Source organism: Bradyrhizobium lablabi (assembly GCF_001440475.1).
In the GTDB taxonomy this organism is placed as follows: Bacteria; Pseudomonadota; Alphaproteobacteria; order Rhizobiales; family Xanthobacteraceae; genus Bradyrhizobium; species Bradyrhizobium lablabi.
On sequence record NZ_LLYB01000046.1, the window covers coordinates 1 to 23435 of the forward strand.

A 23435-nucleotide genomic window follows, 5' to 3' on the forward strand; every position below is an offset into this window, starting at 1 on the left:
AGGCTCACCAGCCCCATCGCTAACAGCCGACTTTTGCAACAAAATCGGCCCGAAGCGGACATGCCGATCAGTGCGACTGATATCCGCTTTCGGGCGTAAGGCCGGCAGGAGGCTGGACGCACCATTCATTGGCGCATCGCCGCGGATCGATCAATTTCCCTCATGCGAACCGCAAGGTTTTGTCATGGGCCATCCCCGCTTTTCATGGGATGGCCGGTTGCAATTTTTGCGACGCATCATATTATGAGTATAATTTAACAGTGGAGCCCCGCATGGCCGCCGCTTCCGATCCCGTCATCATCCGGCGCAGCGTATCGCACATCGGTCGCTGATGTCTGGAAATGAGGGAAGTGTGACATTCAAGTCATACCGGCATCACGATAGAAACAAATCCGGCAAACCGCTCAACCGAAATTCCTGAGGCCCAATGATCTCGAACTGGCTGTCCGCCACCCTCGCCCGTCGCAACATTCACTATGGCTGGGTGATGGTCGCCGTGACCTTCCTCACCGCCCTGATCTCCGCCGGCACGGTCGGCGCTCCCGGCGTTTTCATCGTGCCGCTGCAGAAGGAATTCGGCTGGACCACGGCGGAGATTTCCTCGGCGCTGTCGATCCGCTTCATCCTGTTCGGGCTGATGGCGCCTTTTGCCGCCGCGCTGATGAACCGTTACGGCCTGCGCAATGTGACGCTGCTGGCGCTGCTGATCGTGGTGTCGGGTCTCCTCGCATCGCTGGCGATGACGCAGGTCTGGCAATTGATGCTGCTGTGGGGCGTCGTCATCGGGATCGGCACCGGGATGACGGCGCTGGTGCTGGGCGCAACCATCGCCGCGCGCTGGTTCGTGGCGCGGCGCGGCCTCGTCGTTGGCATCCTCACCGCCAGCGTCGCCACCGGGCAGCTCGCCTTCCTGCCGCTACTGGCGAGCCTGACCGAGGCCTATGGCTGGCGGCCTGCGCTGGCGCTGGTGTGCGTCATGCTGGGCGTCGCCGCTTTCGCCGTGCTGATGATCATGCGCGACCGGCCGAGCGATGTCGGCCTGCGCCCGTTCGGCGATGAAGGCACCGAGCCGCTGCCCGCGCCGCCACCCAACACCACCCCGATCATGGCGGCGGCGCTCGGCACGCTGCGCGACGCCTCGAAGTCCGGCGTGTTCTGGATCCTGTTCGCTACCTTCTTCATCTGCGGCGCCTCGACCAACGGCCTGGTTCAGGTTCACCTGATCCCGATGTGCCTCGATTTCGGCATTCCGCAGGTGCAGGCGGCGAGCCTGCTCGCGGCAATGGGCATCTTCGATTTCGTCGGCACCATCGCCTCCGGCTGGCTCTCGGACCGCTACGACAATCGCAAGCTGCTGTTCTGGTACTACGGTCTGCGCGGCCTGTCGCTCTTGTTCCTGCCCTTCTCCGATTTCACGCTCTACGGCCTGTCGCTGTTTGCGATGTTCTACGGGCTCGACTGGATCGCAACCGTGCCGCCGACGGTGCGGCTGACGGCGCAGCGGTTCGGCGCCGAACGCGCCAACCTGGTGTTCGGCTGGATTTTCGCGGGCCATCAGCTCGGTGCGGGTGTCGCAGCCTTCGGCGCCGGCCTGTCGCGGACGATCTATGCGACCTATCTGCCAGCCTTCTTCGTTGCCGGTGCGCTCTGCATCGTCGCTGCGCTGATCGTGCTGGCGATCTCGCGGCCGAAGCCGGTGGCAGCAACATAGCTGCCGTAGGGTGGGCAAAGGCGCGTTTGCGCCGTGCCCACCATCTATCCACGATCACGATCCGGAATGGTGGGCACGCTACGCTTTGCCCACCCTATGATTTCTGCGTTCCTGGCAGCCTACGGCCGCGTCGACATGTTGCTCGGCGGGCCCACACTGCGGATCGGCTCCGCCAAACGCGCGAATTCGCACAACAGCGAACGCGTCTTGCGGGGATCGATCACCTCCTCGACCCAGAACTTCTCGGCCGAGCGGAACGGTGACCGCAGCTTGTTGAGGCGGTCCTCGATCTCCTTCAGCTTCGAGGCGGGATCCTCGGCGGCGTCGATATCGGCGCGGTAGGCGGCCTCGATGCCGCCTTCCAGCGGCAGGGAGCCCCAATAGGCCGACGGCCAGGCATAGCGCATCGAATAGCGGTTGGCCGGCTGATGCACGACGCCCGCCACGCCGAACGCGTTGCGCACGATGATGGTGCACCAGGGCACGGTAGACTGGTTGACGGCGGCCATCGCGCGCACGCCGTGGCGGATGGTCGCCGATTTCTCGGCCTCGAGCCCGATCATGAAGCCGGGGCAGTCCATCAGATAGACCACCGGCAGATGGAAGGTTTCGGCAAAGTCGACCCAGCGCACCACCTTCTGGCACGCCTCCGCCGTCCACGACCCGCCATAGTGGAATGGATCGCTGGCCAGCAGCAGCACCGCACGGCCTTCCAGCCGGGCAAGGCCCGTGATGATCGGGCGGCCGAAATTGGCGTTGACCTCGAAGAACGAACCCTTGTCGACGACGGCGTCGATGATCGGGCGCATCTTGTAGACCTGCCGGCGGTTGCGCGGCACCGCCTTGAGCAACGATTCCTCCGCGCGTTCCGGATCGTCCGTGCACGGCGTGGTCGGCGACAGGTCGTAGACCGACGACGGCAGATAGGACAGAAAACGCCGGGCGCGTTCGAATGCCTCTTCCTCGGTATCGACGGCATCATCGACGCCGCCGGCGCGGGTCTGGATCTCGGCGCCGCCGAGCTCCTGCTTGGTCAGATCCTGGCCGAGGCGTTTGACGACCGGCGGTCCCGCGACAAACATCGCAGAGTTTCGGGTCATGACGGAATAATGGCTCGCGGCCAGCCTCGCCGCGCCAAGCCCCGCGACCGAGCCAAGCCCGAGCGCCACCACCGGCACGCGCGCCATGTTCGCTGTCGTGAACCAGTACCAGCGGGTGCCGCCGACCCCGCCCGGCAGATTGGCCGCGCCGCGCGTCTCGATCGTCTTCACCGAGCCACCGCCGCCCGAGCCCTCGATCACGCGGATGATCGGCAGGCGGAAATCATGCGCCATCTCCTCGGCCATCAGCGGCTTGGCCGAAATCGAGGCATCCGCTGAACCGCCGCGCACGGTGAAATCGTCGCCGACCACGACCACGGTACGGCCGTCGACCTTGCCGCGGCCAAACACGCAGTTGGCCGGCGTCAAATGCTTGAGTTCGCTGCTTTCGTCGTATTCGGCGATGCCGGAAATCGCGCCGATCTCGTGAAAGGAATTCTTGTCGATCAGTCTGTCGATGCGCTCACGAACCGTGAGCCGGCCCTGGTCATGCTGGCGCTTGACCTTGTCAACGCCTCCCATCTCGCGCGCGAACGCTTCGCGCCGAGCGAGCTCGTCGAGCTCCGGCTTCCAGTTCATTCGTATCCTCCGTCTTGATGATCTTGTTGTTATGCGGCCGCGCCGGAAGCGGCTTCCGTTCGATACGGTTGGCGAAGATATCGCCCTCGGCGCCTTCGAGCAGGCCGCCGATCGCAACGCCGAGTTCGAGCATCTGCGGCGCCACTTCCTGGTGGAGCCGCCTCTCATCGAACATCGCGGCGAGAAGGCCGATCGTCACGACGACGAAGGTCTGGTATTGCGGCGACCAGATCGGCACCGCACAGCCGTTGATATGCGGGCTCCAGGTACCGCAGCCGACGACATAGCCGTGTTCGCGCAGGTGGCGGCGGTTGTCCTCGATGCGCGCCTTCAATTGCGCCGCATTTTCCGGAATCTCGCGTTCCATTTCGGCGATCAGGGCGTTACCGACATCGGTATCGAGCGCCGCAGTATAGGCAAAGCCGGCCGCGGTGCTCGTCATCGAGATGCGGCTGCCGGTGCCTTCGTGCAGACCGAGCGCGTTCGCTGCGCGGGCGAATTCGAGATAGACCAGATGATAGCGGTCCGGAATGACGAAGCCGACGGTTCCCGGCAATTGATCGGCAACGTCCTGCAGTCGCAGCCGGATCAGGTTCCGAAGCTGCAACCCCTTCATCATCGAGGTGCTCATCGCCACCGCGCTTGGGCCGATGCGGTATTTCTGGTCGCGCGGCAGATACACCAGCTGCCCCATCCGCGTCAGCGTGTGGGTGAGCCGCGACACTGTCGATCGCGGCAGGCCGCAGCGGCTGGAAATTTCCAGATTACCCAGTCTGGCTTCGTGACCCTCGAAGCAGCGCAGGACGTCGAACGCCCGCGACACCACCTGGATCACGTCACCCTCGCCCGCCAGATCGCTGGCGAGCATTCCCTGTTTGCTAAGCCTTTCCGAGCGTCTTCCCATTGTTATGGCTCCATGGCCTAATTTCGCCCTGCGGAATAAAATTCCACTTGCAGAACAAACTACCTCAGGCAATCTGCGGCCACAACAAAAAGCCGTTCACGAGGACAGCCTGTCCGTCAGACGGTCCCCGGGAGAGCGGAATGCCAGAAATCAAGATCGTCACCGAAGTCGCCGGCCGCGTGTGCGCGCTCCCCGTCACAACCGGCGGCAATGTCGACGACGGCGATGAGATTGCGTTCGTCGAAGCGATGAAGATGGAAATTCCGGTCACCTCAACAGCGGCCGGAAAAATCAAGGCCATCCTTGTCGAACTCGACGACGTCATTGCCGAAGGACAGGTGGTCGCCATCATCGAAGCTTAACGGAAGCGCGGCATAGACGTGCTCGCGATACTTTCCGCGACAATCTGTCCAGCTTTGATGTTGACGCATGCGTACCTAACGTTGCCATCGCAAGCCGCCGATGACATGATCAATGCCAACGAGAGATTTTCGCATCGCGAACCAATCTGAGGGGAAAGATATGATTCACCGGTTGAAGGCGCTCGCGCCAATCGCCCTTGCAGGCATTTCATGGCTGGCCATGCCGGCGGCATACGCCGAGGACGTCAAGCTGCCGCCGACCATGGTGGTCACCGCCTATGACACCGGCACCGCCGGCTTCAACATCGCCGTCGGCGTCGGCAAGATGATGAAGGACAAATACGGCACCGACGTCCGCGTGCTGCCAGCCGGCAACGACGTGGCGCGGCTGGCGCCGCTGCGCGCCAAGCGCGCGGCCATGTCCGCGATGGGCTCCGGTACCTATTTCGCCCAGGAAGGCGTGTTCGAGTTCGGCACCAGGGAATGGGGTCCGCAACCTCTGCAGCTCGTGCTGTCCGTGGTCGACTGCAACGCCGGCTCGCTCGGCGTCGCCAAGGATACCGGCGTGACCGAGATCAAGCAGCTCAAGGGCAAGCGCGTCGGCTTTGTGGTCGGCTCGCCGGCGCTGAACCAGAATGCGCTCGCGGTCCTGGCCTTCGGCGATCTCAAGCAGAGCGACGTCAAGGTCGTCGAGTTCTCCAGCTACGGCGCGATGTGGAAGGGCATGATCAACAACGACGTCGATGCCGCTTTCGCCACCACCATCACCGGCCCGGCAAAGGAACTGGAGACATCGCCGCGCGGCATCGTCTGGCCGCCGCTGCCCCCCGGCGACAAGGCGGGCTGGGAGCGCGTGAAAAAGGTTGGCTCCTTCTTCTTCCCGCACGTTGCGACCTGCGGTGCGGGCATCTCCAAGGACAAGCCGGTCGAACTCGGCAACTATCCCTACCCGATCTTCATGGTCTACGGGTCGCTGCCCGCCGACGACGTCTACGCCATCACCAAGGCGATGATCACGGGCTACGACGCATATAAGGATTCCGCGCCTGGCGCGACCGGTCTTGCAGCGGACAAGCAGACCAAGAACTGGGTGGTTCCGGTGCATCCGGGCGCCGCGAAGGCGCTGAAGGAAGCCGGTCAGTGGACCGACGCACAGGAAGCTCACAACAAGGAATTGCTCAAGCGCCAGCAGGTTCTCGCGACGGCATGGGCGGACTACGGCAAGTCGAAGCCGCCGTCGGACGACAAGGCGTTTCTCGACGGCTGGATGAAGGCGCGCGCGGAGGCGCTGGCCAAGGCGAACATGCCGAACGGCTTTGAATAGTACTGCCTCACGCGCTTTGGGTCTAAGGGCGAATACCGTCTAGGGGGAATGATGTCACCTGCTGCGAGTGATAGCGTAGCCGCGCCTGCACAACGAGTTGAGTTCGACGACCCGCATGCCAACATGCAGGAAGCCGAGGTCACGCGCGTGCGAGCGTTGCGTGGCGCGTGGCGCTGGGCGCTGGTTGTTGCAACCGCGGTAACCATCCTGCTGTGCATCAACCAGCAATTCTCCCTGCGTTTCTTCATCGGCTACACTCAGCTCAACACCGAGTACTTCTATCTCCTGATCGCGCTGATGCTGCCGTTCACGTTCCTGATCTTTCCGGGAACCGGGAGCGCGCCGCTCGACCGAATTCCCTGGTACGACCTCCTGCTTTTTGTCGCCACGTTCGCCTGCGCCATCCTGCTGATGCGCACCGTCCGCAAGGCGGCAGAAGCCGGCTGGGAGTTCGGGGGCGCACCTACCTACGTGATCGTCGCCGGCGTCATCATGTGGGGCGTGCTGATGGAAGCGTTGCGGCGCACCGGCGGCTGGAGCCTGCTGCTGAGCGTTCTGCCCTTTACGGTCTATCCCCTGTTCGCCGATGCCAAATGGCTGGGACCATTTCGCGGCACCGAGTCGACGCTCGAACAAGCAACCGCGTATCACGTGCTTTCGGGCGAAAGCCTGCTCGGGATTCCGATCCAGGCCTTTGCCGATACCGTGATCGGCTTTCTGGTGTTCGGCACCGCGCTGATGATGACGGGCGCCGGAAAATTCTTCATCAACCTGTCGTTTGCGATGTGCGGCACCTTCCGCGGCGGCGCCGCCAAGGTCTGTATCTTTGCCAGCGGCCTGCTCGGCATGATGTCGGGCTCGATCATTTCCAACGTGCTGACCGCGGGCACCATGACGATTCCCGTCATGAAAAAGAGCGGCTTCCGCGCCTCCTATGCCGCCGCGATCGAAGCCTGCGCGTCGACCGGCGCGGTGCTGGCCCCGCCGGTGATGGGCGCAACAGCCTTCGTCATCGCGCAGTTTCTCAATGTCAGCTACGCTGATGTCGCCTTGGCCGCGATCATTCCGGCGGCCCTCTACTATGTCGGCCTGTTCATGCAGGTGGACTCTTATGCCGCCCGCCACGGCCTGAAGGGCATCCCGCGCTCCGAACTGCCCAGGGTCTGGGACACGATCAAGGATGGCTGGTACTACGTCTTCGTCATCGCGCTTCTGATCGTGATGCTGCTGTACTTCAAGCGTGAGAGCCATGCCCCGTTCTACGCGACCGCGCTGCTCCTGGTATTGAACCAGCTTTTCTCCAAGGAAACCCGCTGGACGCTTGGAACCATCAACAAGTTCCTCGAAGTCAACGGCCGCACCTTCGTCGAACTGGTGGGCATTCTGGCCGGCTGCGGGCTCCTGATCGGCGCGTTCTCGATGACCGGCGTCGTCTCCAGCCTCGCCAACGACCTGTTGCGGATCGCCGGCGACAACGCGCTCCTGCTGCTCCTGATGTGCGCCTTCACCAGCCTCGTGCTCGGGCTCGGACTGACGACGACGGCCTGCTACATCTTCCTCGCTATCCTGGTGGCTCCTGCGCTGGAAAAGCTCGGCCTCAATCGCATGGCCGTGCACATGTTCATCTTCTACTGGGGCATGCTTTCGTCGATCACGCCGCCAGTCGCCATCGCCTCCTTTGCCGCAGCCGGCATCGCCGGCTCGCCGGCGATGAAGACGGGATGGGAATCGATGTGGGTCGGCAGCATCATCTACTTCATTCCGTTCTTCTTCGTGCTGAACCCGGCGCTGGTGCTGCAGGGATCGAACCCGTACCTCGAAGGGCTCGGGCTGATGGCGCTGGCGGGCTTCGGCACGCTGTTCATTTGCGGTGGCATTCAGGGCTATCAGGCCTTTGTCGGCGACCTCAGGGGCGCAGGCCCGCTGGAATGGCCGCTGCGCGTATTGCTGGTGATTGGTGGCTTCGTGATCGCCACACCCGGCGGCGGCATCATGCCGCTCTCGCAGTGGCAGATCACCTCGCTCGGACTGGCGATCCTGATCCCGACCGTGCTGGTCGCGCTCGTGCTGGTCCGCCGTCAGGCGCCGGCGAACCAGTTGCACACACCCTGATTGCGTTGCACAAGAGGAGGCGATGAAACAATCGCCTCCTCCGTTCACGGCCGCCCCCGCAGCCTGGGCCAGTTCGAAACCGCCATTGCTGCGGTTCCTCAACGCCTGTCATGCCGATTTCACGCCCGAGACCGGCGGCGCCGTCGCCGATTATATTCCGGAGCTCGGCAAGGCCGACCCTGCTCATTTTGGTATCAGCCTCGCCACCCTCGACGGCCATGTCTACGAGGTCGGCGACACCCAGGTCCCCTTCACCATCCAGTCGATGTCAAAGCCGTTCGTGTTCGCGCTGGCGCTGGATACGCTGGGGGCGGCACGGGTCGAGAGCGTCATCGGCGTCGAACCATCGGGCGATCCCTTCAACTCGATCCGCCTCAACGCCGAAAACCATCCCTTCAACCCGATGGTCAATGCCGGCGCGATCGCCTGCTCCGGCCTCATCTACGAGGCCAAGGGTGATGCCGCGTTCGACTATATCCGGCAGGCGCTGGGGCGATTTGCCGGGCGCGAGCTCGACGTCGACGATGCCGTCTATGCTTCCGAAAGCTTGACCGGCGACCGCAACCGGGCGATCGGCTATCTCCTGCGCACCAACGCCGTCATCAAGGACAACGTGGCCCAAGTGCTGGAGGTCTATTTCCGGCAATGCGCCATCCTGGTCACGGCGCGCGATATCGCGGTGATGGCGGCGACGCTGGCCAATCGCGGTGTCAATCCGGTAACCGGCGAGCAGGTGTTGAGCGCCTACGCCATCTCGCGCACGCTTTCGGTGATGACCAGTTCCGGCATGTACGATTACGCCGGGGAATGGATCTATCGGATCGGCATCCCGGCCAAGAGCGGCGTCGGCGGCGGCATTCTCGCCGCACTTCCAGCCCGGCTTGGGCTCGGCAGCTATTCGCCAAAGCTCGACAAGCACGGCAACAGCGTGCGCGGCATCAAGGTCTGCGAGGCGCTGTCGTCGCATTACGACCTGCATATGCTCAACCGCAGCGACGATGCCCGCAACAGCATCATCGCCGATTACGACATCGGCAACAGCCCGTCCCGGCGCGTGCGTCGCGCGCGGGAACAGAATATCCTTGCCGCGCATCACGAGGACGTCCGCGTCATCGAGCTGGTCGGGACGCTGTCGTTTTCAAACGTCGATTACGTCTCGCGGCAGCTGGCAGCCAGGCCGCGGCCGCAACTGGTAATCTTCGACCTGCGCCGCGTCACCGCCATGACGCGCGCCGGCGCCCGCCTGCTCGCCGAGGAGTTTCGCGAGCTCGCCGCGCACCACGTCACGGTGATTCTATCCGGCATCAGGCGCGCGTCGCCGGACTGGAACATGATCGCGGAATGGACGGAAGGTCTCACCAACATCCGCAACTACTACTTGCTCGACGCCGCGATCGAATGGGCGGAAGACCAGCTGGTGTACCGCTACGGCGGCGCGATCGACTTCTTCGATGCCACCGAATTGTCCGAGCAATCGCTGCTGGCCGGATTGACGGACGAGGAACTGACCGATCTCGTCTCGCTCGCGTCGATCAGGACCTATCAGACCGGCGAGAAGATCATCTCCGCAGGAGAAGCCGCCACGTCGCTGTTCTTCCTCCGCAGCGGCGCCGTCCACGTCACCCTGCCCGATGGCGTGAGACTGGCAACGCTGACGGCGGGAATGCCCTTTGGCGAAATGGCGCTACTGGAGCCGCATCGTTCCGCCGATGTGCTGGCCGACATGGCCGCGACGGCTTACGAAATTTCGCTGCGCGATTTCGAACGTTTCCGCAAACAGCATCCCCGCGCCGGCGAGCGCATCATGCGCAACCTCGCGCAATTGCTGGCCGATCGCCTGATCCTGGCCAATGCCAAGCTGAATGTGCTGACGTCGGGGTAGCTTCGGGCCGCATGGTTCGAGACGCCCGACTTTGTGGGGCTCCTCTCTGCGTCGCATTGCTCGCGAAATTCCACTGACTCTTACACTGCTCGCCGCTGGCGCTCACAGCGCTTGAGTTTTTCATTCGGAGAATGGTTGAATATCCGAAAGGCCCGGTGTCTCCATCTAGGGTAGACGACTCTTAGGCCGAACTAAAGGCGAAAGAAGTCGAATAGAATCCACTCTTGCCGCTAATCTCCCACTGGAGATCGAAGTCTTTGTACGCGGTATGCGTAGATTTCGCGGCCACGATCGGAAACCCATATGCCCGCAAGTTCTCAACACTGATCTCCTTGCCGTCGCGCCCCTCGATCGCAGCGATGTCGGCATCCCCGATTCCAGCGATTGCCAACTTCCACTGCCGTCCTTTGGACTCGAACGTGATCGGCACGAACTTGACGCCGAGCACTTCGGCGACCATCCCCGCTTGCGCCGCAAACGCGCCGCCCGGCTTGAAGGAAAAGATCGCGCTCAGTGCCTCGCGCTGCGCAGGGTTGGCGCGCTCATCGATGTAGAATGCCCCTCGCCAATTGCCTTTCGTCATGTGACTTGGCGAAAAGTTCATCCTCACCACGTTCAATCCATCGAGCGTCACGTCGCCTTTCCGGCCAGTTTCAATATGGTAGCCGAGAAGGACCGTACACATGCCAACTGTCGGAGCATTTCCCACGACGCAGGGACACATTGCCTCGCAATTGCAGGATTCCATGAAGCGGCCTTTGACATTCCACGCGCTCTTCTCCTCCGCCGCTTGCGCGACTCGGACCGGGCGCAGCGCGCTGAGGATCGACGCAGCGGTAAATGAGCCAGCAATGTCGAGCAAATGGCGACGGGAGAATTTTGTCATCGTGACCTCCCCACGTTCAACCTAGTAGAAGCCTCGTTGTGACAATTATAGTCCTGCGGCCTACCCTTGGGTAGCCGGCAAGAGCCGGCACTACATCGCCAAGAATAAGATACCGATCGCGCCCGACGTTAGGGCCAGCGTAACGGTAATGGACAGTACGTATGACCAGTCGATCCGCGCCAATGACTGCGCATTCGTTGACTTAAATCACAGAAAGCCGGCCTCACAGGCGATCAGGCACTCTGCCAAGATTCGCCGCTGCCCGCGCTGATCCGCCGGCCGCGATAACGCTCGCGCTCCGGCTCGTCCGTTTCCGGTTGATCGTAATGAATGCACATCAGGCCGAAGCCGAGCGCGCCGTCATGCGGCAAGATCATCACCCAGGCCTTGCCCTACCCGCGCGAACTCATCCTAGTCGATGTGGACTGAGAGCGGTTGCCCTCCCGGACATTATCCTGAGGAGCATCGCAAAGCGATGCGTCTCGAAGGATGAAGCCACCGACCGCGCCTACCCTGCCTTGCCCCGGCCACTCTTCTCGGCAGCACGCCGCAAAGCCTCCGCGAGCGCGCCGCCCTGCTCCTGCGGCTTGCGCGGCGACGACGATGTCATCGACGCCTTGGAAAACTCGCGCGGCTTGCCTTGCGGCGCACGGTCGCTCTTGGCGCCGACTTCGTCGTCGAGCCGCAGCGTCAGCGCGATGCGCTTGCGGGCGACCTCGACCTCCAGCACCTTGACCTTGACGATGTCGCCCGGCTTCACCACCTCGCGCGGGTCCTTGATGAAATTCCTGGACATCGCCGAGATGTGCACCAGGCCGTCCTGGTGCACGCCGATATCCACGAAGGCCCCGAAGGCCGCGACGTTGGTCACCGTGCCTTCCAGGATCATGCCGGGCTTGAGGTCCTTGATCTCCTCGACGCCCTCCTTGAAGACGGCCGCCTTGAAAGCCGGGCGCGGGTCGCGGCCGGGCTTTTCCAATTCGCGCAGGATGTCGGTCACCGTCGGTAGACCAAAAGTTTCGTCAACAAAGGCCTGCGGCTTCAACTGGCGCACGACATCGGCATTGCCGATCAGCGCCTTGATGTCGCTCTTGGTGGCCGTAAGGATCCGCCGCACCACCGGATAGGATTCGGGGTGCACGCCGGAAGCATCGAGCGGGTCCTCGCCGCCGTTGATGCGCAGGAAGCCGGCGCACTGTTCGAACGCCTTGGGCCCGAGCCGTGGCACCTGCTTCAGATCTTTCCGCGACTTGAACGGGCCGTTGGCATCACGATGCTGCACGATGCTTTGCGCCAGCCCGGCGCCAATGCCCGACACCCGCGCCAGCAGCGGCGCGGAAGCGGTGTTGGCGTCGACGCCTACGGCGTTCACGCAGTCTTCGACCACGGCATCCAGCGAGCGCGCCAGTTTCGATTCGCCGAGGTCGTGCTGGTACTGGCCGACGCCGATCGCCTTCGGATCGATCTTGACGAGTTCGGCAAGCGGGTCCTGCAGGCGCCGTGCGATCGAGACCGCGCCGCGCAAGGTGACGTCGAGCTCCGGCAGTTCCTCCGATGCGAAAGCCGAGGCGGAGTAAACGGACGCGCCCGCCTCCGACACCACGATCTTCGACATTTTCAGATCCGGCAGCAGCTTGACGAGCTCCGTTGCCAGCTTGTCGGTCTCGCGCGAAGCGGTACCGTTGCCGATCGCGATCAGATCGACGCGGTGCTGGACCGCGAGCTTGCCCAGCGTCGCCAGCGCCTCGTTCCATTGCCGCTGCGGTTCGTGCGGGTAGATCGTCGTGGTCGCGACCACCTTGCCCGTGGCATCGACGATCGCGGTCTTGACGCCGGAGCGGTAGCCGGGATCGAGCCCCATGGTGACGCGCGCGCCGGCCGGCGCGGCCAGCAGCAAATCGCGCAGGTTCGAGGCAAACACGCGCACGCCCTCGGTCTCGGCCGCGGTCCACAACCGCATGCGCAGGTCGATGTTGAGATGCACCTGGATCTTGGTGCGCCACGCCCAGCGCGCGGTATCGATCAGCCAGCGATCGCCCGGGCGCTTCTGATCGGTGATGCCGAAGCGCTGCATGATCTTCAGTTCATAGGCGCTGGGAACGCCTGCCTCGGGCACGGTGGCCTCAGGCTGGATCTGCAGCTCCAGAACTTCTTCCTTCTCGCCGCGGAACAGCGCGAGAATGCGGTGCGACGGTAGCTTGTGGAGGGCGCCGTTGTATTCGAAATAGTCCTTGAACTTCTCGCCTTCGGTCTTCTTGCCCTTGCGCACCGTCGACGTCATCACCGCGCCGGTCCACATCTCCTCGCGTAAGCGTCCGATTAGGTCGGCGTCTTCGGCGAATCGCTCGACCAGAATCGCGCGAGCGCCTTCGAGGGCGGCGGCGACATCCGCCACCTGCTTCTCGGCGTCGACATATTTGGCCGCAACGACCTGCGGGTCGTTCTGCGGCTGCGTCAGCAACAGTTCTGACAACGGCTCGAGGCCGGCTTCCTTGGCGATCTCGGCCTTGGTGCGGCGCTTCGGCTTGAACGGCAGATAGATGTCTTCCAGGCGGCCCTTGGTATCGGCCGCCATGATCTGGGCTTCCAGCGCGGCGTCGAGCTTGCCCTGCTCGCGGATCGAATCGAGGATCGCCACCCGGCGCGCTTCGAGCTCGCGCAAATAGGTCAGGCGCTCTTCCAGCGTGCGCAATTGCGCGTCATCGAGGCCGCCGGTGATTTCCTTGCGGTAGCGCGCCACGAACGGCACCGTGGCGCCGCCATCCAGCAGTTCGACGGTTGCCGCGATCTGCTCTTCGCGGACGCCAAGCTCTTGCGCAATCTGTCGGTTGATATTTGCCACGCGACCTCATTTCAAAGCCGTTTGCGGCGGGATAACCGGCCGCGGGGACGCAGCTTATGGACCATCTCGGATTGATTTGCCAACCCGCCGCACGAAAGAAATTGATCTGTGGATCGGGCCTGTCGGTCAACCCTGGGCACCCCTGAATCGCCGGAAAAACACGCCGAGATAAGGGTGGATTGATGGCCTCGTAATGTGTAAACGGGCGCTCCCTCCCGGAGCCTCCCATGTCAATCTGCGGCCTTGATTTCGGAACGTCGAACACGACGCTCGGCACCATCGATGGCCGGACGCCGGCTCTGGCGCCGCTCGAGGCGGAACACACCACGATTCCCAGTGCGATCTTCTATGAGGCGAATGGCAACGTCCTGATCGGCCGCAGGGCCATGGAAGCCTATATCGAAGGCACGGCCGGCCGGTTGATGCGCAGCCTCAAATCGGTGCTCGGCACCTCGCTGATCGAGGAAACCACCCGGCTCGGGCGCGCCCGGGTCGGCTTTCGCGACGTGATTGCCTATTACGTCGGGGCGGTCAAACGCCGCGCGGAACAGGCCACGGGGCGCGAACTGCGCCGTGTCGTCCATGGCCGGCCCGTGCATTTCGTCGACAATGCGCCGGATGCCGACCGCAAGGCGGAAGAAACCCTGCGCTCAATTGCGAAGGGAGCAGGCTTCGACGAAGTCACGTTTCAGTTCGAGCCGATTGCGGCGGCCCTGGACTATGAGCGGCAGATCACATCCGAGGAACTCGCGCTGATCGCCGATATCGGCGGCGGCACGTCGGACTTCTCGATCGTGCGCCTGGGGCCCGAGCGCCACGGCAAGGCCGATCGCGCTGCCGATATTCTGGCCAATGACGGCGTGCGCATCGGCGGCACCGATTTCGACCGTCAGCTCAGCCTCGGCGTCGTCATGCCGCTGTTCGGATTCCGCAGCGCCATGAAGCGCGCCGGGCTTGACGTACCGTCGAGCTATTTCCACGACCTCGCCACCTGGTCGAGCATCAACCGCATGTATGAATCGCGCGTGATCGCCGATATCCGGCAGGTCCGCCAGCAGGCAAGCCGGCCGGAACTTCTCGACCGCCTGATCCGCGTGATCCACGAACAGCGTGGCCATACGCTGGCGATGGAAGTCGAAGACGCCAAGATCGCACTCTCCGAGAAACCGCGCGCGGACATTCCGCTGGAATGGGTCGCTCCCGGCCTCAGCGCGGACGTCGACCGTCCCGATCTCGTCAGCCATACCAAGCAGTTGGCCGATCGGATCGCGGCACGCATCAGGAACTGCCTGGTTCAGGCGGGGCTGGCGGCCGGCGATATCGATTCGGTGTTCCTGACCGGCGGTTCCGTAAAACTCGCCCATGTCCAGAAGGCGATTACCAAGGCGGTGCCGGCGGCCCGCATCGTCGAGGGCGACATCTTCGGCGCCGTCGGCAAGGGGCTGACGCTGGAGGCGCTGCGCCGATACGGACCTGCGAATTGAGATTTGTCTTGGCGGAACAATCGCGGATCAGCCCACCACTTCCGTCACCGGCTGCATGTCGATGGCAAAGGTCTCCAGAAACTTCGACGTCATGATGTAGAAGCCGACCGAGAGCTGCAGTTCGATCAATGCGGCCGGGGTCAGCTTGGAAGCGATCGCGTTGAAGGTCGCGTCCGTCGGCTTGTGATGCCTGACGATCTCGTCGGTGAAGGCGAGCGCGGCGCGCTGCACATCATTGAAGCAGGTCGCCACCTGCCAGTGCTCGAGCGCCTCGTTCTGCTCGTCGGTGACGCCGACATTCTTGCCGATCCGCTTGTGGGCGACGATTTCATAGGGCGCCTCGCACAGGATGCCGGTGCGGGTGATGGCGAGTTCGCGCACGATCGGGTCCAGTTCACCCTTGTGCCTGATCGCTCCGCCGAGTCGGCAGTACTGTTCGAGATAGCTCGGCGAATGCGCCATCATCCGGAAGATGTTCGCATTGCGGTTTTTGCCGAGCAGTTCTCGGGTGCGATCATTGTGCTTGGCGGGATCGCTATATTCAATGCGGGCCATTCGTCACCTTGGGGTCCTGGACTTTTCTGATTTGCTGACAGAGGGATCATGCACCGCAGCAGGAGCCCGATCAACCGTCGAAACGCGGCCGCCGCGGGTTCGAGCCGGCGCCCAAGCCCCTAGACCCGCGCCAAAAAACTCCCTTTCTCGCGCACAAACCGGCTGCGAGCGAGACAAATTGCCGCCTCAATGCTGGTCGATTCTCGGGACTGTCGATATTCGCTGAGTGGGGACTCAAAAGAGCGAATACTCGTCGCGCGGGGTGTTCCGAGTAAACCAAACTGAGCTCATCAGGCCTTCACGGGCAAGGATGACTCATGCCCAAGTCTAGGGAGTTAGGCATGAAGGAAGCCACCAGGAAGGCGGCCTCGGAAGCGCTCGCGCAGATGTTGGCGGTATCAGCGATGCTCGTTATCGCCAGCGTTGTGTTCTACTGGCACTGAATGTTGACGCGTCGAAGCACTCAGATTTTTCACCGTTCCGCGTAATTCTGGGTTGCTTCGTTGCGTGAGCATCGTGCCTGAACACTTCACTTTATCTTCTCGAAATACGGCACCAGCCTTCCCGCAAACGGCCGATAGCCTGCCGTGACCTTGTCGCCGATGGCGAGATCGTTGTCGCCGTGGGCCATCATGCGAAAGCCCTCTTCCGCGTCGACCAGCACGATGTTGTAGGGAACGTGCGCGCGCGTTTCAGGCGTCGCGGCACGGCACACCAGCGATGTCGCGTAGACGGTCGCGCTTCCGCTGGCACGCTTCTCTACGGGATCCGGCGCACCGCAGGCGGCGCAGAAGCTGCGGTGGAAATACTGCACGTTCCCGCAAGCCGAGCAGGACTGATAGACGATGGCCTCGACGCCCTTGGTCCAATCGGCCAACTTGTCGCTCATCGCACCCGCTCCAGGAACATGCTGACATGCGACGACAGCACGCCGCCATCGCCATGCAACAGCGCGATCGAGGCATCGCGGACCTGCCGCGGACCGGCGCGCCCGGTCATCTGCAGATGCGTCTCGACCAGATGCGCCATCGCGCCGCCGACGCCGCAATGACCATAGCTCAAGAGGCCGCCATGGGTGTTGAGCGGCATGGCGCCGTCGCGGCAGAAATGCCCTGCCCGCACCCGCGCCGCCGCCTCGCCGCGCCCGGCAAGGCCGAGGTCTTCCAGCAGCATCGCCAGCGTGATGGTGAAGCTGTCGTAGACTGCGGCGTAGCGCACATCCGATATCGCAACGCCGGAAGCCGCCTTGGCCTTGGCGATCGCGATCTCGGCGCCGAGTTCGCTTAAAGCCGGCGCGGCCGTGATGTGCTGATGGGTATGCGCCTGCGCACAGCCGCGCACGCGAATGCCGGTCGCGCCGGTGCGTTCGCGGCTGACCACGAACGCCGCGCCGCCGTCGGACACCGGGCAGCAGTCCAAAAGCTTGAGCGGCATCGCCACCGGCTTTGAGGCCATCACGTCGGCGACGGTGATCGGTTCATGAAACTGCGCACCGGGATGGGTCATCGCGTGCGCCCGCATCAGCACCGCAAATTCGGCGAGGTCCTCCTGGGTGACGCCATATTCGTGCATGTAGCGCGAGGCGACGAGGCCGTAATAGGCGGGAATCGTCGGCCCTAAAGTCACCTCGTAATCGGGATGACCGACCTGCGCCAGCGCCTGGATCGAGGCATCGCGGCTCTGCCCGGTGAGACGGTTCTCGCCGCCGACCACCAGCACATGGTTTGCGACGCCGGCGTCGACCAAATGATGCGCGAGCATCGTCATTGCAAGGCCGGTGGCGCCGCCGACCTGCACGGCGTGGGCGTAGGACGGCTGAACGCCGAAATGTTCGGCGAACACGGTCGCCAGCATGATGTGCGGCGAGACCGTCGAATAGCCGCAGAGAATGCCGTCGATCTCGGAGCGCTTCAGACCGGCATCGGCAATGGCTGTTTCAGCGGCCTTGCTCATGAGATCGAGCGAGGACGAGCCTTCGTGCTTGCCGTAGGACGTCAGTCCGACACCGGTGATGAAGCTCATGGCTGTCTGTTTCTCAATACGACTTCGGCAGGCCCAGCACCTTTTCCGCGATAAAACTGAGAATGAGCTGCGGGCTGATCGGCGCGATGCGCGGGATCAGGGATTCCCGCAAATAGCGCTCGACGTGATATTCCTTGGCGTAACCGAAGCCGCCATGCGTCATGACAGCCTGCTCGCAGGCGTGGAAGCCCGCTTCGGCCGCGAGATACTTTGCGGCATTGGCGGCCGGCCCGCATTGCATGCCCTGGTCGTATTGCCAGCCGGCGGAGAGCACCATCAGCCACGCAGCCTCCAACTCCATCCAGTTCTTGGCCAGCGGATGCTGGATGGCTTGATTCATGCCGATCGGACGGTTGAACACGATGCGGTTCTTGGCATAGGCCGCGGCGCGCGACAGCGCGACCTGGCCCAACCCCACCGCTTCCGCTGCGATCAGGATGCGCTCCGGATTCATGCCGTGCAGGATGTATTCGAAGCCGCGGCCTTCCTCGCCCAGACGGTCCTCGACTGGAATTTCAAAGTTCTCGAAGAACAGTTCGTTGGAATCGACGGGCTTGCGGCCCATCTTCTCGATCTCGTGCACGGTGACGCGCTGCTTGTCGAAATCGGTGTAGAACAGGCTCAGGCCGTGGGTCGGGTTCTTCACCTCTTCCAGCGGCGTGGTACGCGCCAGCAGCAAAATCTTGTTGGCGACCTGGGCCGTGGAAATCCAGACCTTCTGGCCGTTGACGACATATTTGTCGCCCTTGCGCACCGCGCGGGTTTTCAGTTGCGTGGTGTTGAGCCCGGTATTGGGTTCGGTCACCGCAAAGCACGACTTGTCGCGGCCGTCGATGATCGGCGGCAGCATGCGCGTGCACTGTTCCTTGGTGCCGAACACGACGACGGGATTGAGCCCGAACACGTTCATGTGCACCGCGGACGCGCCGGACATGCCGGCGCCGGATTCCGAAATCGTCCGCATCATGATCGCGGCGTCGGTGATGCCGAGCCCGGACCCGCCATATTCCTCTGGGATACAGATGCCGAGCCAGCCGGCATCCGCCAGCGCGCGGTGGAAGTCGGCGGGGTAACCGCCGTCCTTGTCCTTCTTCAGCCAATAGGCATCGTCGAAGCGCGAACAGATCTTTCCGACCGCATCACGGATCGATTCCTGATTGGCGGATAGCGCAAAATCCATGTGTCCGTCCTATGTGTTTGGCACAGCCTTGGTGACGCCATCGCGCACCAGGCCTGCGATCTCGTCCGCCGAGAAACCCGCTTCGCTGAGGATTTCGGCGCTGTGCTCGCTCAGGCGCGGCGCCAGCCGTTTTGTTTCAACCGGCGTTTCCGAAAACCGCGCCGATGGCCTCATGTTACGAATGCGGCCCTCGGTCGGATGCTTGACGACCGGAAAGAACTTCGTCGCGACGATGTGGGGATCGCCGAGCAAGCTTTCGAGATCGTGCATCGGCATGACAGGCACGTCGGCCTTCTCGAGGATCGCGGTCCACTCGGCAGTGGTCTTGGTCTCGAGGATGCGCGCCAGCTCGGCATAAACCGTGTCGATATTGGCGGCACGGCCGGCGAACGTCGCAAATTTCGGGTGAACGCGAAGATCGTCACGGCCGGTGGCATCGAAGAAATTCTGCCACTGCTTGTCGTTGTAGACGATCACGCAGATATAGCCGTCGGAAGTCTTGTAAGGCCGGCGGTCGGGCGACAAATGTCGGGCATAGCCGCCCTTGTCGAGCGGCGGCTCGTAGGTGAGACCGCCCATGTGGTCGCCCATCACGAAGCCGGCCATGGTTTCGAACATCGGAATGTCGACGCGCTGGCCGCGCCCGGTACGGTTGCGATCGACGAGGCTGGCGCAGATCGCACCGACCGCGGTCAATCCGACGATGCGGTCGACCAGCGCATTGGGAACGTAGCGCGGCACGCCATCGGCGGTCTGCGCCATCAGCGCCGGCAGTGCGGTGGCGCCCTGGATCAGATCGTCATAAGCAGGCTTTGCCGCATAGGGGCCGTCCTGGCCGAAACCGAACACGCCGGCATAGATCAGGCGCGGATTGACTTGCGACACCACGTCGTAGCCGAGGTTCAGCCGCGCCATCGCCTGCGGACGCACATTGTAGACGAGCACGTCGGCGGATTTGATCAGCCGCAACACCGCATCGCGCCCGGCCGGCTTCTTCAGGTCGAGGCAGATGGAGCGCTTGCTGCGGTTGGTGTTGAGGAACACCGGTCCCATGCCGGGATGGCGCGTCGGCCCGATCTGCCGCGTCACGTCGCCGTCGAGCGATTCAACCTTGATGACGTCCGCGCCGTAGTCGCCGAGCATCTGGGTTGCATAGGGCCCCATCAGCACGGTCGTCATATCGATGACCTTGATGCCCTCCAATGGTCCCATGGGTCAGCCTGCTCCCGATACGCGGCCATCGCGGCCGCATTTGTTGTGGGAACCAAGTAACGGCAGGCACTCACGAAGATCAAGGCGCGCCCAGCGTATGGCCTTATGCGCGACGACAGCGGCTATGTCGTCGGCGGCTTGGATCTGGCGTCGCGCTCGCGGGTCAGGCGTTCCAGCTCTTCATTCTGATGGTGGAGGCGATCGGCGATACGCGCTTCGTTCTGTTCGCCGGAGGCGGCGGCAGCCTGTTCGATCAACTGCCGGATGTTGTCCTCCAGAATCCTGATCCGGTTATTCAGTTCTGCCGATGACAACGAACTTTCGTTGCTCATGATGCACGCTCCGGAAATTGTAGGGTGGGCAAAGCAAAGCGCGCCCACCAGCCTCATCTCACGGTACTCATGGTGGGCACGGCGCTCATGCGCCTATGCCCACCCCCAGGTTAGCACGTTCTCGGCTACTTTGCGGGCTCCAGCACGGAGACGTAGTTCGCCACCGCCGCGCCGCCCATGTTGAAGATGCCGGCCAGCTTCGGGTTCTTGAGCTGCATGCCCTCCGGCGCCTGACCGGCGAGCTGCATCGCGGTCATGACATGCATGGAGACGCCGGTGGCGCCGATCGGGTGGCCCTTGGCCTTCAGGCCGCCGGACGGATTGACCGGCAGCTTGCCGTCCTTCAGCGTCCAGCCTTCCTTGATGGCGCGCGCACCCTGCCCGCGCGGCGTCAGGCCCATCGCTTCATATTCGATCAGTTCGGCAACCGTGAAACAGTCGTGGGTTTCGACGAACGACAGATCGGACAATTGCACGCCGGCCTGCGCCAGCGCGCGCTGCCAGGCCACCGTGCAGCCTTCGAACTGCAGGATGTCGCGCTTGGACATCGGCAGGAAATCCTGCGCATGCGCGGTGGCGCGGAAGTTCACCGCCTTGCCCATCGTCTTCGCGGTTTCCAGGTCCGTCAGCACCAGCGCGGCCGCGCCGTCCGACACCAGCGAGCAGTCCGTGCGCTTCAGCGGGCCGGCGACATAGGGATTCTTCTCGCTCTCGGAGCGGCAGAACTCGAAGCCGAAATCCTTGCGCATCTGCGCATAGGGATTGGCGACGCCGTTCTTGTGGTTCTTGGCCGCGATCAGCGCCAGCGCGTCCGACTGGTCGCCGTATTTCTGGAAATAGCCCTGCGCGATCTTGCCGAACACGCCGGCGAAACCGCCGACGGTGTCGCCATCCTCGGGCAGATACGACGCCTTCAGCAGGTAACGCCCGATATCGGCCGAGGGCGTTCGCGTCATCTGCTCGACGCCGACCACCAGCACGATCCGGGCCGCGCCCGAGGCGATCGCCCGGATACCCTGATGCACCGCCGCCGTACCGGTGGCGCAGGCGTTTTCAACCCGCGTCGCCGGCTTGAAGCGCAGCTTGGGATCGGCCTGCAGCACCAGCGAGGCGGTAAAGTCCTGCGGCGAGAAGCCGGCATTGAAATGCCCGAGCACGATCTCGTCGACGTCTTCAGCGGAAATACCGGCGTCGGCCAGCGCGTCGGTCGCAACCTTCACCACGAGGCTCTCGACGGTCTCCGCGTCGAATTTGCCGAATGGCGTGTGCGCCCATCCGACGATGCTGGCTGTCATGGTCGTTCTCCCTGTTCCGGTTTGAAGAACGTTGTAGCCTATCGGCAGGCGGACTTCACGCCGGTTTCAGCGATTTCAGGGTGCGCTGGCACATGGCGGTTATGCCGGCCCAGTTGCCGGCCCGAATGTCCGCCGCCGTGCACAGCCAGGAACCGCCGACCGCCACCACGTTCGGCTCGGCCAGCCAGGCCGCCGCATTGACCTCGCCGATGCCGCCGGTCGGGCAAACCCTGACGTTTGGGAACGGCCCCGCCAGCGCCCGAAGTGCCTTGATACCGCCGGCCTGCTCGGCGGGGAAGAATTTCAAGAGATCGAAGCCGGCGGCCAGCGCCTGCATCAGTTCGGAGGCGGTCGCGATCCCCGGCGCAAATGGCAGGTCGCTGGCGGCGGCGGCTTTCAGCAGCTCGGGCGTCGCGCCGGGGCTGATGCCGAATTTGGCCCCGAGCGCGCTCGCCCTCGCCAGATCGTCGGCGTTCAGGATCGTGCCGATGCCGACGATGGCGGCCGGCACCTCGGCGATCATCGCCTTGGCGGCCTCGACCGCGACCGGCGTCCGCAGGGTGACTTCGAGCACGCGCACGCCACCTGCGACCAGCGCGCGCGCCAGCGGCACCGCATCTTCCACCCGTTCGATGGTGAGCACGGGGATGACGGTGGCGGACTTGAAGATGGCGGCGAGTTTTTCCTGCCGGGAAGCTGCGCTCATGGAGATGCCTTGCGAGAGGTAGCGGGAAGGAGGCCGGGCGGCATCGCCGCGCGTGGAATGATGGCTCCGGGATGGCATACCACAACCCCGGCGAGGCGGTGTCCCGCCCGCGCGGCCTCGATCGGGTCCGCGCCCATCAGGCGCGCGGCAACGTAGGCGGCGGCAAAACTGTCGCCGGCCGCGGTGGTATCGACGACGGGCGCTTTCAACGGCTCGGCCCTGACCGGATAAAGCGCGCCCTGGAGCCGAAGCATGCTCGCCGGTTCGGAGAGCTTCAGCACCACCTCCGCGCCCGGAATCCGCGACAGCAAGGCGTCGTTGCTTTCACCGGGATAAAGCGGCAGCAGGTCCTCGGTGGACGCCAGCACGATATCGGCTGCGCTAAACGCCTCCCGGAACACGGCACGGGCGACGTCGAGGTCAGGCCAGCCGCGCGCCCGGAAATTGGTGTCGAAGGCGAACCGTGCCCCGGCTTCACGCGCGCGCTGGAGCGCCGCAAACAGCCGCGTCCGGCCCTCGCTGCCGTAGAGCGACAGCGTGATCGCCGAGAGATAGATCACGTCATAGCCGGCCAGCGCATTCAGGATCTCCGGCGTCTGCGGCAAATCCATCAGGCTGCGCGCGGCGGCGCTGTCGCGCCAGTGAAAGAACCGCCGCTCGCCCTTGTCGTCGGTCTGGATCATGTAGAGGCCCGGCAGTTTGCCGGCCAGCCTTGCCACGCTGACGGTGCCGACGCCTTCGGCCGCCCAGCCGGCGATCATCTCGTCGCTAAGGCTGTCGTCGCCAAGCGCGGTGATGTAATCGGCGCCCGCACCGAGCCGGGCGAGATAGACCGCAGTATTGAGCGTGTCGCCGCCATAGCCGCGCGAAAACAGGCCACCCTCGGCCTGCTTCAGCTCGACCATGCATTCGCCGATGCAGGCTACCCTGCTCATGACCGCATCCGC

The 23435-nt window shown here is 63.6% G+C and carries 20 protein-coding genes; 6 read left to right on the forward strand and 14 right to left on the reverse strand.

Annotation, left to right across the window (positions count from 1 at the left end):
- Positions 1 to 427: 427 nt before the first annotated feature.
- Positions 428 to 1711 (forward strand): MFS transporter, encoded by a 1284-nt coding sequence (locus tag CQ14_RS05635; protein ID WP_057856946.1) that lies wholly within the window; start codon positions 428 to 430, stop codon positions 1709 to 1711.
- 119 nt (positions 1712 to 1830) lie between these two features.
- Here the strand turns inward: CQ14_RS05635 and CQ14_RS05640 are convergent, their stop codons facing one another.
- Complete coding sequence (locus tag CQ14_RS05640) at positions 1831 to 3390, reverse strand: acyl-CoA carboxylase subunit beta (protein ID WP_057856947.1); 1560 nt, start codon at positions 3388 to 3390, stop codon at positions 1831 to 1833.
- Complete coding sequence (locus tag CQ14_RS05645; RefSeq protein WP_057856948.1) at positions 3320 to 4294, reverse strand: IclR family transcriptional regulator; 975 nt, start codon at positions 4292 to 4294, stop codon at positions 3320 to 3322. Before CQ14_RS05645 ends, CQ14_RS05640 begins: the two co-directional genes overlap by 71 nt.
- A gap of 140 nt (positions 4295 to 4434) precedes the next feature.
- Here CQ14_RS05645 and CQ14_RS05650 point away from each other — a divergent pair, with 140 nt between their 5' ends.
- The 4 genes from CQ14_RS05650 (at position 4435) to glsA (ending at position 9974) form a co-directional block, all read left to right on the forward strand.
- Complete coding sequence (locus tag CQ14_RS05650; protein WP_057856949.1) at positions 4435 to 4656, forward strand: acyl-CoA carboxylase biotin carboxyl carrier protein subunit; 222 nt, start codon at positions 4435 to 4437, stop codon at positions 4654 to 4656.
- A gap of 160 nt (positions 4657 to 4816) precedes the next feature.
- Entirely contained in the window at positions 4817 to 5980 is a 1164-nt protein-coding gene (locus CQ14_RS05655) for a TAXI family TRAP transporter solute-binding subunit (RefSeq protein ID WP_057856950.1), read from the forward strand.
- A 51-nt stretch (positions 5981 to 6031) separates the two neighbouring features.
- Complete coding sequence (locus CQ14_RS05660) at positions 6032 to 8092, forward strand: TRAP transporter permease (RefSeq protein WP_057857209.1); 2061 nt, start codon at positions 6032 to 6034, stop codon at positions 8090 to 8092.
- A gap of 22 nt (positions 8093 to 8114) precedes the next feature.
- A complete protein-coding gene (gene glsA, locus CQ14_RS05665; RefSeq protein ID WP_057856951.1) occupies positions 8115 to 9974 on the forward strand; it encodes a glutaminase A in 1860 nt (619 codons plus the stop codon).
- A gap of 181 nt (positions 9975 to 10155) precedes the next feature.
- Here the strand turns inward: glsA and CQ14_RS05670 are convergent, their stop codons facing one another.
- From CQ14_RS05670 to CQ14_RS05675, 3 genes are all read right to left on the reverse strand, one after another.
- Positions 10156 to 10860: a DUF1326 domain-containing protein gene (locus CQ14_RS05670; RefSeq protein WP_082649721.1), complete on the reverse strand. Its 705-nt coding sequence runs from the start codon at positions 10858 to 10860 to the stop codon at positions 10156 to 10158.
- A 233-nt stretch (positions 10861 to 11093) separates the two neighbouring features.
- Positions 11094 to 11240, reverse strand: a complete 147-nt coding sequence (locus CQ14_RS43320; RefSeq protein ID WP_156434708.1) for a hypothetical protein — start codon at positions 11238 to 11240, stop codon at positions 11094 to 11096.
- Between the two features lie 128 nt (positions 11241 to 11368).
- Positions 11369 to 13702: a Tex family protein gene (locus tag CQ14_RS05675; protein ID WP_057856953.1), complete on the reverse strand. Its 2334-nt coding sequence runs from the start codon at positions 13700 to 13702 to the stop codon at positions 11369 to 11371.
- 227 nt (positions 13703 to 13929) lie between these two features.
- Here CQ14_RS05675 and CQ14_RS05680 point away from each other — a divergent pair, with 227 nt between their 5' ends.
- Positions 13930 to 15186: an Hsp70 family protein gene (locus CQ14_RS05680; protein WP_057856954.1), complete on the forward strand. Its 1257-nt coding sequence runs from the start codon at positions 13930 to 13932 to the stop codon at positions 15184 to 15186.
- A 27-nt stretch (positions 15187 to 15213) separates the two neighbouring features.
- Here CQ14_RS05680 and CQ14_RS05685 read toward each other — a convergent pair whose 3' ends face one another.
- The 9 genes from CQ14_RS05685 to CQ14_RS05725 all read right to left on the reverse strand — a co-directional run bounded on the left by CQ14_RS05685 (position 15214) and on the right by CQ14_RS05725 (position 23423).
- Complete coding sequence (locus tag CQ14_RS05685; protein ID WP_057856955.1) at positions 15214 to 15741, reverse strand: carboxymuconolactone decarboxylase family protein; 528 nt, start codon at positions 15739 to 15741, stop codon at positions 15214 to 15216.
- 529 nt (positions 15742 to 16270) lie between these two features.
- Positions 16271 to 16630 carry a Zn-ribbon domain-containing OB-fold protein gene (locus CQ14_RS05690; RefSeq protein WP_057856956.1) on the reverse strand — a complete coding sequence of 120 codons (360 nt, stop codon included), beginning with the start codon at positions 16628 to 16630 and terminating at the stop codon, positions 16271 to 16273.
- Positions 16627 to 17763, reverse strand: a complete 1137-nt coding sequence (locus CQ14_RS05695; RefSeq protein ID WP_057856957.1) for a thiolase family protein — start codon at positions 17761 to 17763, stop codon at positions 16627 to 16629. The genes CQ14_RS05690 and CQ14_RS05695 overlap by 4 nt, the downstream gene beginning before the upstream one ends.
- 13 nt (positions 17764 to 17776) lie before the next feature.
- Positions 17777 to 18943 carry an acyl-CoA dehydrogenase family protein gene (locus CQ14_RS05700; protein ID WP_057856958.1) on the reverse strand — a complete coding sequence of 389 codons (1167 nt, stop codon included), beginning with the start codon at positions 18941 to 18943 and terminating at the stop codon, positions 17777 to 17779.
- A gap of 9 nt (positions 18944 to 18952) precedes the next feature.
- The gene (locus CQ14_RS05705; protein ID WP_057856959.1) at positions 18953 to 20155 is read right to left on the reverse strand and encodes a CaiB/BaiF CoA transferase family protein; all 1203 of its coding nucleotides are present in this window, start codon (positions 20153 to 20155) and stop codon (positions 18953 to 18955) included.
- Positions 20156 to 20277: 122 nt separating this feature from the next.
- On the reverse strand, positions 20278 to 20487 hold the full coding sequence (locus CQ14_RS05710) for a hypothetical protein (protein WP_057856960.1): 210 nt from the start codon (positions 20485 to 20487) through the stop codon (positions 20278 to 20280).
- Positions 20488 to 20612: 125 nt separating this feature from the next.
- On the reverse strand, positions 20613 to 21782 hold the full coding sequence (locus CQ14_RS05715; RefSeq protein ID WP_057856961.1) for an acetyl-CoA acetyltransferase: 1170 nt from the start codon (positions 21780 to 21782) through the stop codon (positions 20613 to 20615).
- A 55-nt stretch (positions 21783 to 21837) separates the two neighbouring features.
- The gene (eda, locus tag CQ14_RS05720; protein WP_057856962.1) at positions 21838 to 22488 is read right to left on the reverse strand and encodes a bifunctional 4-hydroxy-2-oxoglutarate aldolase/2-dehydro-3-deoxy-phosphogluconate aldolase; all 651 of its coding nucleotides are present in this window, start codon (positions 22486 to 22488) and stop codon (positions 21838 to 21840) included.
- A complete protein-coding gene (locus tag CQ14_RS05725; RefSeq protein ID WP_057856963.1) occupies positions 22485 to 23423 on the reverse strand; it encodes a sugar kinase in 939 nt (312 codons plus the stop codon). The genes eda and CQ14_RS05725 overlap by 4 nt, the downstream gene beginning before the upstream one ends.
- Between the last annotated feature and the right edge of the window lie 12 nt (positions 23424 to 23435).

What these genes read in the sequence shown, in the direction of transcription:
- CQ14_RS05670 (WP_082649721.1), bottom strand. Translation starts at nt 10,860, where the DNA reads ATGACAAAATTCTCCCGTCGCCATTTGCTCGACATTGCTGGCTCATTT.
- CQ14_RS05650 (WP_057856949.1), top strand. Translation starts at nt 4,435, where the DNA reads ATGCCAGAAATCAAGATCGTCACCGAAGTCGCCGGCCGCGTGTGCGCG.
- CQ14_RS05635 (WP_057856946.1), top strand. Translation starts at nt 428, where the DNA reads ATGATCTCGAACTGGCTGTCCGCCACCCTCGCCCGTCGCAACATTCAC.
- CQ14_RS05690 (WP_057856956.1), bottom strand. Translation starts at nt 16,630, where the DNA reads ATGAGCGACAAGTTGGCCGATTGGACCAAGGGCGTCGAGGCCATCGTC.
- CQ14_RS05715 (WP_057856961.1), bottom strand. Translation starts at nt 21,782, where the DNA reads ATGACAGCCAGCATCGTCGGATGGGCGCACACGCCATTCGGCAAATTC.
- CQ14_RS05725 (WP_057856963.1), bottom strand. Translation starts at nt 23,423, where the DNA reads ATGAGCAGGGTAGCCTGCATCGGCGAATGCATGGTCGAGCTGAAGCAG.
- CQ14_RS05645 (WP_057856948.1), bottom strand. Translation starts at nt 4,294, where the DNA reads ATGGGAAGACGCTCGGAAAGGCTTAGCAAACAGGGAATGCTCGCCAGC.
- CQ14_RS05680 (WP_057856954.1), top strand. Translation starts at nt 13,930, where the DNA reads ATGTCAATCTGCGGCCTTGATTTCGGAACGTCGAACACGACGCTCGGC.
- CQ14_RS05655 (WP_057856950.1), top strand. Translation starts at nt 4,817, where the DNA reads ATGATTCACCGGTTGAAGGCGCTCGCGCCAATCGCCCTTGCAGGCATT.
- CQ14_RS05710 (WP_057856960.1), bottom strand. Translation starts at nt 20,487, where the DNA reads ATGAGCAACGAAAGTTCGTTGTCATCGGCAGAACTGAATAACCGGATC.
- CQ14_RS05640 (WP_057856947.1), bottom strand. Translation starts at nt 3,390, where the DNA reads ATGAACTGGAAGCCGGAGCTCGACGAGCTCGCTCGGCGCGAAGCGTTC.
- CQ14_RS05685 (WP_057856955.1), bottom strand. Translation starts at nt 15,741, where the DNA reads ATGGCCCGCATTGAATATAGCGATCCCGCCAAGCACAATGATCGCACC.
- CQ14_RS05695 (WP_057856957.1), bottom strand. Translation starts at nt 17,763, where the DNA reads ATGAGCTTCATCACCGGTGTCGGACTGACGTCCTACGGCAAGCACGAA.
- CQ14_RS05700 (WP_057856958.1), bottom strand. Translation starts at nt 18,943, where the DNA reads ATGGATTTTGCGCTATCCGCCAATCAGGAATCGATCCGTGATGCGGTC.
- CQ14_RS05705 (WP_057856959.1), bottom strand. Translation starts at nt 20,155, where the DNA reads ATGGGACCATTGGAGGGCATCAAGGTCATCGATATGACGACCGTGCTG.
- glsA (WP_057856951.1), top strand. Translation starts at nt 8,115, where the DNA reads ATGAAACAATCGCCTCCTCCGTTCACGGCCGCCCCCGCAGCCTGGGCC.
- eda (WP_057856962.1), bottom strand. Translation starts at nt 22,488, where the DNA reads ATGAGCGCAGCTTCCCGGCAGGAAAAACTCGCCGCCATCTTCAAGTCC.
- CQ14_RS05660 (WP_057857209.1), top strand. Translation starts at nt 6,032, where the DNA reads ATGTCACCTGCTGCGAGTGATAGCGTAGCCGCGCCTGCACAACGAGTT.